This is a genomic window from Rhizobium sp. RHZ02 (assembly GCF_014851575.1).
Taxonomy (GTDB): Bacteria; Pseudomonadota; Alphaproteobacteria; order Rhizobiales; family Rhizobiaceae; genus Rhizobium; species Rhizobium altiplani.
The window spans coordinates 395,969-406,898 of sequence record NZ_JACUZX010000005.1 but is presented as its reverse complement, the minus strand read 5'-3'; the positions used below and the strand labels follow the sequence as shown (position 1 = coordinate 406,898).

Below are 10,930 nucleotides of genomic sequence, written 5' to 3'. Positions count from 1 at the left end.
GCGGCTGATGATCTTGTGACCGGTCTTGCGGGAGATGCCGAATTCGCGGCACAGCGCCGCTATCTTCTCGCCATCCAGAACCCGCGCAACGAATTTGAGACGCTCGTCCATGCGGTTGCACTCCTGCAAAGGCACCTTCGCTCTCCTCGCAAAGGCCAAAAGTGTAACCCATGTCTCCGGTATGAACTGTCACCCCTCTCTCGGGAAGGACACCAGCAATGATGAAGTCTTTTGCCGCGGTGTCAGCCGCGAACGGAGGCCGCGTAGCAACTCAGAATACTCGACATAGAAGAAAGGCGACCAATGGGCCGCCTTCCAAACGCTCGCTCTGCCGTTTCTTACTGCGCGGGTTGTGCCGGCGCCAGGAACTCCGCGCAATAGGACGGGCCGTTCACGCCCGGGATGTCGCCGACGACGCGGATGCTGCGGATCGTGTAGTCGGAGCTGGTGACGATTTCCGCCTGGCAGCGCAGGTATTGCGTGCGGGCAGCCGCGATCTGCTTGCCGCGCTTGCCATCCGCGCCTTCTGCGTATTTCGCCGGGGTGCGAACCGTCTTGTAGCCGCCCTTCCAGGTGTAGGTGACGCTGGAGCCGTTCTCGACATCGTTGATCGGCGGGCCGAATGCGGCAAAGAACTTGCCGGCCGACTGGCCAACCCAGCGGCTGGAGATCGGATCTGCGGAGGTCGGAATCGTCGTGCAGCCGGCAAGCGAAATGATAAGCCCAGCCGCGGCAAAGGTGCGGAGTTTCATTCTATCGTCCTTGAAAAGTTGTCGCGCATTCGACGGCGGGAATCGCTGGTCTGCAGCGGTTTCCGCTTGTCCCGCCGAGGGCTTTAACGCGGAACCCGGCAAAAGAAAATCGGCCCGCCTTGGCAATCGCAAAATTTGCCGCAAGTGTGTCATTTTGCTCCACTTAGTGCTCTCAGGAGGTGCGCCGGCCCTGTCGGCAAAAAATGCGCCGGCTTTTGAATTTTGGTGCTTGCGCAACGAGATGGGCCGGTCTATAGAGGCGCCGCTGGTCACGGAGTGTAGCGCAGTCTGGTAGCGCACCACGTTCGGGACGTGGGGGTCGAGTGTTCGAATCACTCCACTCCGACCAGCCGAAACCCCTGCTCTGCAGGGGTTTTTCATTTGTGCCAATGGACGCACAAAAACCTCACCGACAGATTCAGCAATTGATTGGAATTCCAATCCGTCGGAAAGCCGTCGGCGGCTACAAATTCTCGACTGTGGTTCGCTTAAGCCGACGGCGAAGACAAACGCGCCGCCGCCGACTCGCGGAAAGAGCAACTCGAAATGCCGTCATCTCTGTTGGCTGGACAGGTGGGAGATTGGGCGGCGATTTGGGGACGAGTGATAATTGAAACGCTGATGCCGAAGCTCCGCTGTACGAGCTGTGGAAATGTGGGGTGCATCTCCAGTGGATCTTGGATCTTTACTTCGTGTCCATCCGAATTACGCGTCCGGAAGCCGTAACTGTGCATTCTAGAGTGTAATGTCGGGTGGCGATCGTCAGAAGCCAGGTGGGACCGGTCCGCTCGGCTGCCTTGACGACGTTCGTTCCCCCTCGAGGGCTCTGATATCGATCGGCCCGTCGGCTGCACGCGCGCAAAGCGCGAGCCGGAACGTTGCTCAAGTCCGGCGATCCGGCGGAAGCTTCGCCGCATGCAGACGGCTTCAATTGATCGATACGCGAGTAGCGGCCAAACGACACGCGTACATCGACACACGTGCCCGTCTTGTCGTTCCACCAAGTGCTGCTCCTGACGTGTCGGTAGCCACGGGCTTGCATCTTGGACGCAGCGTCCGTCGCGCGAGTACCGACGAGATCGGCGATATCACTGGGCGCGGCGGCGAAAGCAAAAATAGAAAACGAGCAAAAGACGGCCGCAAGGCCGACTATCCTTTTCACGAAATCCTCCTTGAAACGAGCCTCTGAAGACCATCGCTTTGCCATCCGCGGTCAAGCGGGTGCCTGGAACAGTAGCCGCAATAGTCGGTAGAGAACATGTCTTCTGGGTGGAGCGGACCACAAACGAGACCAACGGTTAAGTACGCGACAGTAAATTTACGGCTCGTGAAGATCCACGATATCTCGGGATTTTTCGGGACGAGCCTTGGAGTCCTAGAGCGGTCTACGGCAAACACCGGATCCGCCATCAAAAGGAATTGACTTGGTTGTCACCAAGGGCCGGGTCGGGCGGGAGGTTTTCGATGTCCAGCCGAAAAGCCGCGGAGGCGGGCTTTTTTCTTACGCCGCCATTTAGCTTCCTTGCTGTGAACAACACAACTACAGCCTCTGGAACATTCAGCCGAAAGGTCGCATCGGCGTCGCTGTCGCAAACGGAGGCTTAGATGTCGTATTTCGGTATCCATAAAAATAAGCGAGAACTAAAGTACGCAGCTTCACATAAAGATATATCAGACAAGCGCGCTTCGGCGGGCGGGGAACAGTGCATGAAGACCTCAGAATACAAAGCTGCGGTTGCCGTCACGGGACTGAGCGCGGCTGGTGTCCAAAAGCTCTTTGGTGTCGATCAGACGACGACACGTCGCTGGGCGTCGGGTGAAACCGAAGTACCGCGCGCGGTCGGCCTGTGCCTGCTGTTGATGGCGTCGGCAAACGTGTCCGTCGCGCAGGCTGAGATCTTGGCCGATGACACCGATGTCAGGCTTGCCAGGATCGCTTAAGACGGCTTGCCCAATCATTTCAGCAATCGGATGCAGCACCCGTAGTGGCCAGGGTCCCCGACCCTCGGGCCCGGCTACGGACGCACAGCCCCCTTTGCTTCGATCCGGCACCGCTGGTGCAGCGGCTGTTCCGGCTTCGAGCGCGCTAAGCTCCGAGAATGGCATCGATTTCGGCAATCAGGGTCGCATAGGTCTCGATATGCCGATAATACTCGTTGCGGATCTGCTCGGTGATATCGGAGAGCGGCCCGCCACCCTCCGCGCGGAAGTGTTTGACGTCGTTCTCGGACATGGATTTGAGATTGTCCTCGTATTCCTTGACCCTCTGAACATAGTCTTCCCGAAGTTTTTCCAGACTCATCGATCCCTCCTGAGCTAGCGAGGCACCGCGGACAGTCTGCCGCGGCGACGGCAATCTAAAGGTTGCCTAGAAGAGATGCGGCGCTTAAACCAGATTGACAATCCCGGCCCGTGAAAAGTGAACCAATGAGCAGCTCGAACTTCTACTCCAGCATGGGCGGCCTGCCGCCGCAGACCGAACTCCTCTCCAGCAAGGCGGTGTTCACGACGGCCTATGCCGTCATCCCCCGCAGCGTCATGACTGACATCGTCACCAGCTACTTCCCGCACTGGGAAGGGACACGTGCCTGGGTGATCTCCCGCCCGCTGACCGGTTTTTCCGAGACGTTCTCGCAGTACATCATGGAAGTGCTGCCGGGTGGCGGCAGCGACCGGCCGGAACCGGAGAAGCGCGCCGAAGGCGTGCTCTTCGTCGTCGACGGTGAGATGACCGTCGAGTTCGACGGAAAGGCACACCAAATGCGCCCCGGCTCCTTCGCCTTCCTGCCCGCCGGCTCCCGTTGGGCGCTGTGGAACAAGAGTGCTGCACCCGTGAAGTTTCACTGGATCCGCAAGGCGTTCCAAGAGGTCGAGGGGCAGGAGCCGCCGCCGGCGATCTTCACGCATGAGGAAAATCACCCGCCGCAGCCGATGCCGGATACGGACGGCGCCTGGGCCACGACGCGCTTCATCGCCCCGGCCGATCTTCGCTACGACATGCACGTCACCATCGTCACCTTCGAGCCCGGCGGCGTGATCCCGTTCATGGAAACGCACGTGATGGAGCACGGCCTCTACGTGCTCGAGGGCAGGGCCGTCTATCGTCTCAACAAGGATTGGGTCGAAGTCGAAGCCGGTGACTTCATGTGGCTGCGCGCCTTCTGCCCGCAGGCCTGCTATGCCGGCGGTCCCGGACGCTTCCGCTACCTGCTCTACAAGGACGTCAATCGCCACATGCCACTGTGGTAGGGGTCACGCGGCGAGTTTAGAATGAGAAACGGGGCCGATGTGGCCCCGTTTTCGTTTGCCTAGATGTCGCTTGCCGCGTTCGACCAGAGGTCGGCCGCCTCAGCGGCGGTCATGCGCCGCACCTCCGCCTCATGGCGGCGGTTGGCGAAGAGTTCGCTCGCCATGATCTGGTCGGCGAGGTCGGCCGGCAGCGACAGGATCACGCGGGCATCGCCGCCGTGGATGCCGCCGAGCTCGCTCCGCTTTCCGCTGACCATGCCGCCGGCCACCGTATTGTTGGTGTCGGGGTCGATCAGGATAAAGGAGCCGGTCGCCCGGTTCTGCTCGTAGGGGTCGAAGATCGCTTGTTCGTCGAAGGCGAGGCGCACCTTGCCGATCGCATTCATGTAGAGCGTATCGACAGGAGCCCAGGCGCCGGTCTTCAGTTCAAGCTGCGCCAACGGCTGTACCTGCACGCGCTGGCGGCGGCTGCCGCTCTTCAGCCAGTAGCGCTTGCCGGCTTCGATACCCTCCGGCTGCAGTGCGACGATCTGCGCGTCGAAGGAGAGGCCGACCTGCGGCTGGCTGTCGATCGAGACGATCATGTCGCCGCGCGCGACGTCGACCTGCCGGTCGAGGACCAGCGTGATCGCATCGCCGGCGACTGCCGCGTTGCGCACCAGATCGAAGGTGACGATCTTGGAGACGTTGGCGACCATGCCGGACGGCAGGATCATGACGCTATCACCCGGCTTGACGGACCCGCCGGCAACGGTGCCCTGGTAGCCGCGGAAGCTTTCCCCCGGACGCGAGACGCGCTGCACCGAGAAGCGGAAGCCTGTCGCCTGCGAGGAGCGGACGGTCGCAAGCTCGAGCGTCTCGACCAGCGTCGGGCCGGCGTACCACGGCATCGATGCCTCGCCGGAATAAACGACGTTCTCGCCCTTCAGGGCCGACATCGGGATCGCGGTGATCTGCTTGACGCCGAGCGACAGCGCGAATTCGCGGAACTCGTGCGTAATCTTCTCGAAGCCGGCGCGATCGTAGTTCGTCAGGTCGATCTTGTTGATGGCAAGCACGAACTGCTTGATGCCGAGCAGCGAGGCGATCGTTGCGTGGCGACGCGTCTGCTCCAGAATGCCGGCGCGCGCGTCGACCAGGAGCACGGCGAGATCGGCGGTGGAGGCGCCGGTTGCCATGTTGCGGGTGTACTGCTCGTGGCCGGGCGTGTCGGCAACGATGAAGGAGCGCTTGTCGGTCGAGAAGTAGCGATAGGCGACATCGATGGTGATGCCCTGTTCGCGCTCGGCCTGCAGGCCGTCGAGCAGCAGTGCGAAGTCGGGCAGGCCGAGATCGTTCTGCTTGCCGGTGGAATCGCGCTGCAGCGTGGCGGCCTGGTCTTCCTTGACGGCCTTGGTATCCCAGAGCAGGCGGCCGATCAGGGTGGACTTGCCATCATCGACGCTGCCGCAGGTGATGAGGCGCAGCGGTCGCGAGTCGCGCGTTGCCGTCGCAGGATCTGCGGCGGGCACGGCAAGGGCGTGTGCGGCGGTTACGGCTGCGATCATCTCAGAAATATCCTTCACGCTTCTTCTTTTCCATGGAACCGGACTGGTCGCGGTCGATGGCGCGGCCCTGACGTTCGGAGACAGTGGCAATTTCGAGTTCGGCAATCACCTCTTCGAGCGTGGTCGCCTTCGATGGGATGGCGCCCGTCAGCGGAAAATCGCCCAGGGTGCGGAAACGGATCATGCCTTCCTGGCGCACTTCGCCGGGCAACAGTTCCAGCCGCGGATCTTCGGCAAGGATCATCATGCCGTCGCGCTCAACAAAGGGGCGCTTCTTGGCGTAGTAGAGCGGCACGAGCGGAATGTCTTCGGCCTGAATGTAGCGCCAGATATCGACTTCGGTCCAGTTTGACAGCGGGAAGACGCGAACGCTTTCGCCCTTGCGGATCTGGCCATTATAGATGTTCCAGAGTTCCGGGCGCTGGTTGCGCGGATCCCAGCGATGGTCTGGTGTGCGGAAGGAATAGATGCGTTCCTTGGCGCGGCTGGCTTCCTCGTCGCGGCGCGCGCCACCGAAGGCGGCATCGAATTGGCCGGCGTCGAGGGCCTGGCGCAGCCCTTCGGTCTTCATGATGTCGGTAAAGGCGGCCGAGCCATGCGTGAACGGCGTGATGTTTTCGGCCGCACCGCGCGGATTGATGTGCTCGATCAGGTCGAGGTCGTATTTCTTCGCGGTTTCATCGCGAAAGGCAATCATCTCGCGGAATTTCCAGCCGGTGTTGACATGCAGCAGCGGGAAGGGGACGCGACCGGGGTAGAAGGCCTTACGGGCCAGATGCAGCAGGACCGACGAATCCTTGCCGATCGAGTAGAGCATGACGGGACGCTCGAATTCGGCGGCGACCTCACGGAAAATGTGGATCGCTTCGTTTTCGAGAGCCTTCAAATGCGGGTCGAGCGGCGGCTTCGCGCTCCGGGGATTGTTGAGTTCCGTATCCGGACGGCTATCGGGCATTTCTGACTCCAGGCTTCAATCATTCTCGGAAGGGAGGCATCCGGAATGGGTGCATTTCAGACTTCGAGGAGCGCAGGCGACGGGCCGCGCTCCGATCCCGAAGTCGACGGGTTACTGTTGTGCGGCAATCGCCGAGGCCTCTTCAGCCACGTGCAGGCCGCATTCGCGCTTTTCGTCCTGTTCCCACCACCAGCGGCCGGCGCGTTCCGGCTCGCCCGGCTTGATCGCCCGGGTGCAGGGTTCGCAGCCGATCGAGGGATAGCCGCGGGCGTGCAGCGGATTGATCGGCACGCCGTTGTCGGCGACATAGGCCTTGATAACGTCGAGGTCCCAGTCGGCGAGCGGGTTCACCTTCAGGAGATGACGCTCCGCGTCATATTCCGCAAACGGCGTCTCAGCGCGGTTGGCCGATTGGCCACGGCGCAGGCCGGTGATCCAGATCGTCGCCCCTGCCAGGGCTCGCGCAAGCGGCTTCAACTTGCGCACGCCACAACAGGCATGCCTGGCTTCGACGCTCTCATAGAAGCCGTTGAGGCCGTACTTGGCGGCATAGGCATCGATATCTGCCTGTTCGGGCTCGTAACGGCTGATGTGAAGATCGTATTGCTTCTCGGTCTCGTCGATCAGCGCCAGCGTTTCCGGAAACAACCGTCCGGTCTGCAGCGTCACGACGTCGATCGGAAGGCGGTGGTTGCCGATTTCGGCGGTGATGACTTGGTCCTCGATGCCGAGGGAGGTGGTGAAGACGACGCGGCCGCCAAGGCCGGCGACGAGCGACAGACGCTCCGCAAGGTCAAGGCTCGCGAGGTTCGCGTTCAGCGTTTCCGCTTCAGCGTTCGGATTGGCAGCAACAGTCATGGGGATCCTGTCCTTGATGTTGGCCGGAGTATCGCAGGTCGGGCTTGGATCGGACAGAAAAACGGATTTCGAAAGCAGGCGCGATAGGAGCAAATATCTCTCCCCGGCCGCTGCAATGCGGAAAAGCAGCCGCACCGCGATGGTTTGTCGACGGTCAGCCCAATTGTCTATTGATTTAGTAGAGTAACACGTTGCCTGTCAATCGGAAATGTGAATTGATGACATCGCAAGTGCATTTTGACGTAAATTTGCAGTATTGGCCGAGGGTGAAAAAACAAGGCCAAAAACCTTGTCTCTCAAGGGTTTCGCCGGCTTGTTCAAATTCCGTTCATGCTGCGCATGCCATAGAGACAGGATCCTGCTTGCGGCGGGTCTGTGATTCCGCCCGCCATGTGTGTGTCGACGGTCAAAAATGATTACGCAAAAGGCAAAATATGCGCTGAGGGCGCTGACGGTATTGGCGGCAGCCGATGACGGCGAGCCGGTGATGATCTCAGACATTGCGGCGCAGCAGAAGATCCCAAAGAAGTTCCTTGAACAGATCCTTCTCGACCTGAAGCACCAGGGCATCGTCGTCAGTCGCCGCGGCAAGACGGGCGGGTATCTGCTGCTGAAGCCGGCCGACATGATCACCTTCGGCGAGGTGCTGCGCATCATCGACGGGCCGATCGCACCGCTTCCCTGCCTCTCGATCACCGCTTATCGCAAATGCGATGATTGCGATGGAGAGCAGAACTGCGAGATCCGCCATGTCTTCGCCAAGGTGGCGGATGCGACCCGCAAGGTGCTGTTCTCCACGACGATCGCAGATGCTGTCGCGCCGGCAAAGGTCGCGGAAGTCACCCGTTTACTCGCCTAGGCCTAATCATCGTCCATGCTGCTGCATGTTGCTTGAGACCATCAGGCGGATAAAGGTCGCTTCAAGATTCGGTGAGATAGCTTTCCATTGCTTGGTGCTACGCCAATTCGCCCCTGTCCTGAGGTAGGGAGAAACGAACATGCGTCTCATGAACTCGAAACGGATGGCAATTGGTGCGGTCCTCGCGCTGACCTTGGCGTCGGGGGCCGCGGCGCACCACGGCTGGTCGTGGGCCGAGGGAGAGCAGACGGAATTGCATGGCACGATCGAAAAGGTCACGATGGGTGGGCCGCACCCGACGCTCGACGTTGCGACCGCCGCCGACGGCGTCTGGCTCGTCGAACTCGGCAATCCCAGGCAGACCGAACGCTCGGGCTTTGTCGAAGGCTCCGCGAAGAAGGGGGATCCGATTGTCGTCCTCGGAAACCGTTCGCTGAAGGCCGACGAGAAACGGATGAAGGCCGTGCGCATCACGGTCGCCGACAAGCGCTACGACATCTATCCGGAACGGATCCAGACGAACTAGAACCTTTCAATTTAACCCCGAAAGGCTCTAGGCGATGGCGATCGAGTTCCTGGAATGGCTCGCCGCAACCCCGCTGTCGTCAGGGCTGCGGCGCTCGGCGCTTGTCTACATGGCCGTCAACGCCGCCCATATCCTTTCGATCGGCCTGCTGATCGGGGCGATCCTGCCGCTGGATCTGCGGCTGATGGGCTGCTTCGGCTCGGTGCCGCTGGCGGTGCTTGGCCCGTTCCTGTCGCGGGCCGCGGCTGTCGGGCTCGTGGGAGCTGCTATCACCGGCTTTGCCCTTTTCAGCGTCAAGCCGGTGGAATACGCCGGAAATCTGGCCTTCCTCGCAAAGCTGGGGCTGCTGGTGCTCGGCATCGTGAACGCGGCCGTGGTCCATACCCAGGCTGCCTGGCGGCGGGCCGTGTCAGGCTCTGCGCCTGCGTTCAGCTTGCGCCTGCAGGCGGGCCTTTCCGCGGCCGTATGGATATCCGCGCTCCTTGCCGGCCGCTGGATCGGCTTTGTCTGATGGCGATCGGCAGATTTACCGATCGCTCGTTTCCCAGCGCGGATTGATCCACGGCTCCTGGTTGGAGCGCGGCAGCGGCTGCTTGCCGAGGATATGGTCGGCAGCCTTCTCGCCGGTCATGATCGACGGGCCGTTGAGATTGCCGTAGGTGACGTGCGGGAAGATCGAGCTATCCGCGACGCGCAGCCCGTCGACGCCGATGACGCGCGTTTCGGGATCTACGACCGCCATCGGGTCGGTTTTCGCGCCCATCTTGCAGGTGCCGCAGGGGTGATAGGCGCTTTCCAAGTGCTCGCGCAGGAAGGCGTCGATCTGTTCGTCGGTCTGGACGGCCTCGCCCGGCTGGATCTCCGGGCCGCGATACTGGTCGAAGGCCTTCTGGCCGAAGATCTCGCGGGTCAGCCGCACGCAATGGCGGAATTTTTCCCAGTCCTCGGGATGGCTCATGTAGTTGAAGCGAATGACAGGATCGGTCTTCGGGTCCGAGGAGCCGAGCGTGACGTTGCCGCGCGACTTCGACAGGTTGTAGCCGACATGCACCTGGAAGCCGTGGCTCTTGGCCGCCGCCTTGCCGTCATAGCTGATCGCGACCGGCAGGAAGTGGTACTGGATATCGGGCTGCTTGACGCCAGCCGCCGAGCGCAGGAAGGCGCAGGCCTCGAACTGGTTCGAGGTGCCAAGCCCCGACTTGGTGAACATCCATTGCGCGCCCGCGACCCCCTGCCAGAACCAGGGCAGCCAGGAATAGAGTGAAACCGGCTTGGTGCTAACCTGTTGGAAATAGAATTCCATGTGGTCCTGCAGGTTGGCGCCGACGCCCGGCCGGTCTGCCTTTACCTCGATCCCCATTTCCTGCAGATGCGCGCCGGGCCCGATGCCCGACAGCATCAGGAGCTTCGGCGAATTGAAGGAGGAGGCCGAGACAATGACCTCGCGGTTCGCCTTGACGATCTCGATCTTGCCGCCCCGCTCGATTTCGACGCCGGTTGCCCGGCCGTTCTCGATCACCACCTTGTGGGCGTGGCCGTAGACGACCTCCACGTTCGGTCGTTTCAGCGCCGGTTTCAGATAGGCTGACGCGGCCGACCAGCGGCGACCGCCGAAAATCGTCTGCTCCATCAGTCCGAAGCCTTCCTGCTTCGAGCCGTTGTAGTCCTCGGTCGCCTCGAAGCCTGCCTGCTTGCCGGCCTCGATGAAGGCGCGAAACAGCGGGTTGCGGAAGACACCGCGCTGGACGTGCAGCGGTCCGTCCTTGCCGCGCCAGCCTTCCTCGCCGCCGTGGCTGTGCTCCATCCGCTTGAAGTAGGGGAGGACGTCGGCATAGGCCCAGCCTTGCGCGCCGAGCTCTTCCCAGCGGTTATAGTCCTCGGCGTGGCCGCGCACATAGACCATGCCGTTGATCGAGGAGGAGCCGCCGATCACCTTGCCGCGCGGCGCGGTGATCCGCCGGTTGTTCAGGTTCGGCTCGGGCTCGGAGAGATAGCCCCAGTTGTAGCGCTTCATGCTCATCGGCCAGGCAAGGGCGGCCGGCATCTGGATGAACGGCCCGAAATCGGAGCCGCCCGCCTCGATGACGATGACGGTAGTCTTGCCGTCTTCCGAAAGCCGGTAGGCGAGGGCGGAACCCGCCGAGCCGGAGCCGATGATGACGAAATCTGCCTGCTGCATGATGT

The 10,930-nt window shown here is 61.6% G+C and carries 13 protein-coding genes and 1 tRNA gene; 7 read left to right on the top strand and 7 right to left on the bottom strand.

Annotated features, from left to right (window positions below; all coding sequences use genetic code 11):
• Window positions 1-111: helix-turn-helix domain-containing protein (locus IB244_RS11970; protein WP_192306975.1), on the bottom strand; the 111-nt coding region annotated here is incomplete at its 3' end.
• A gap of 227 nt (window positions 112-338) precedes the next feature.
• Complete coding sequence (locus tag IB244_RS11965) at window positions 339-752, bottom strand: hypothetical protein (protein ID WP_192304341.1); 414 nt, start codon at window positions 750-752, stop codon at window positions 339-341.
• Window positions 753-1,024: 272 nt separating this feature from the next.
• On the opposite strand from IB244_RS11965, the gene IB244_RS11960 reads away from it, so the two are divergent.
• The 3 genes from IB244_RS11960 (at window position 1,025) to IB244_RS11950 (ending at window position 2,693) form a co-directional block, all read left to right on the top strand.
• Window positions 1,025-1,101 (top strand) — tRNA-Pro (locus tag IB244_RS11960).
• A 582-nt stretch (window positions 1,102-1,683) separates the two neighbouring features.
• Window positions 1,684-1,941, top strand: a complete 258-nt coding sequence (locus IB244_RS11955; RefSeq protein WP_192304339.1) for a hypothetical protein — start codon at window positions 1,684-1,686, stop codon at window positions 1,939-1,941.
• A 518-nt stretch (window positions 1,942-2,459) separates the two neighbouring features.
• Complete coding sequence (locus IB244_RS11950) at window positions 2,460-2,693, top strand: hypothetical protein (protein WP_018858477.1); 234 nt, start codon at window positions 2,460-2,462, stop codon at window positions 2,691-2,693.
• Between the two features lie 145 nt (window positions 2,694-2,838).
• Here the strand turns inward: IB244_RS11950 and IB244_RS11945 are convergent, their stop codons facing one another.
• Entirely contained in the window at window positions 2,839-3,054 is a 216-nt protein-coding gene (locus IB244_RS11945; RefSeq protein WP_018116466.1) for a hypothetical protein, read from the bottom strand.
• A 125-nt stretch (window positions 3,055-3,179) separates the two neighbouring features.
• On the opposite strand from IB244_RS11945, the gene IB244_RS11940 reads away from it, so the two are divergent.
• Complete coding sequence (locus IB244_RS11940) at window positions 3,180-4,001, top strand: bifunctional allantoicase/(S)-ureidoglycine aminohydrolase (RefSeq protein ID WP_192304337.1); 822 nt, start codon at window positions 3,180-3,182, stop codon at window positions 3,999-4,001.
• A gap of 59 nt (window positions 4,002-4,060) precedes the next feature.
• Here the strand turns inward: IB244_RS11940 and cysN are convergent, their stop codons facing one another.
• The 3 genes from cysN to IB244_RS11925 form a co-directional block, all read right to left on the bottom strand.
• Complete coding sequence (gene cysN, locus IB244_RS11935) at window positions 4,061-5,548, bottom strand: sulfate adenylyltransferase subunit CysN (protein WP_192304335.1); 1,488 nt, start codon at window positions 5,546-5,548, stop codon at window positions 4,061-4,063.
• A 1-nt stretch (window position 5,549) separates the two neighbouring features.
• Entirely contained in the window at window positions 5,550-6,503 is a 954-nt protein-coding gene (gene cysD, locus IB244_RS11930; protein ID WP_192304333.1) for a sulfate adenylyltransferase subunit CysD, read from the bottom strand.
• 111 nt (window positions 6,504-6,614) lie between these two features.
• Entirely contained in the window at window positions 6,615-7,361 is a 747-nt protein-coding gene (locus IB244_RS11925) for a phosphoadenylyl-sulfate reductase (RefSeq protein ID WP_018116470.1), read from the bottom strand.
• Window positions 7,362-7,773: 412 nt separating this feature from the next.
• On the opposite strand from IB244_RS11925, the gene IB244_RS11920 reads away from it, so the two are divergent.
• The 3 genes from IB244_RS11920 to IB244_RS11910 all read left to right on the top strand — a co-directional run bounded on the left by IB244_RS11920 (window position 7,774) and on the right by IB244_RS11910 (window position 9,257).
• The gene (locus IB244_RS11920) at window positions 7,774-8,220 is read left to right on the top strand and encodes an RrF2 family transcriptional regulator (protein WP_018858473.1); all 447 of its coding nucleotides are present in this window, start codon (window positions 7,774-7,776) and stop codon (window positions 8,218-8,220) included.
• A gap of 139 nt (window positions 8,221-8,359) precedes the next feature.
• Entirely contained in the window at window positions 8,360-8,746 is a 387-nt protein-coding gene (locus tag IB244_RS11915) for a DUF6152 family protein (RefSeq protein ID WP_018858472.1), read from the top strand.
• Window positions 8,747-8,780: 34 nt separating this feature from the next.
• Complete coding sequence (locus tag IB244_RS11910) at window positions 8,781-9,257, top strand: DUF6644 family protein (protein WP_192304331.1); 477 nt, start codon at window positions 8,781-8,783, stop codon at window positions 9,255-9,257.
• 15 nt (window positions 9,258-9,272) lie between these two features.
• Here the strand turns inward: IB244_RS11910 and betA are convergent, their stop codons facing one another.
• On the bottom strand, window positions 9,273-10,925 hold the full coding sequence (gene betA, locus IB244_RS11905; RefSeq protein WP_018858470.1) for a choline dehydrogenase: 1,653 nt from the start codon (window positions 10,923-10,925) through the stop codon (window positions 9,273-9,275).
• Window positions 10,926-10,930: the final 5 nt, after the last annotated feature.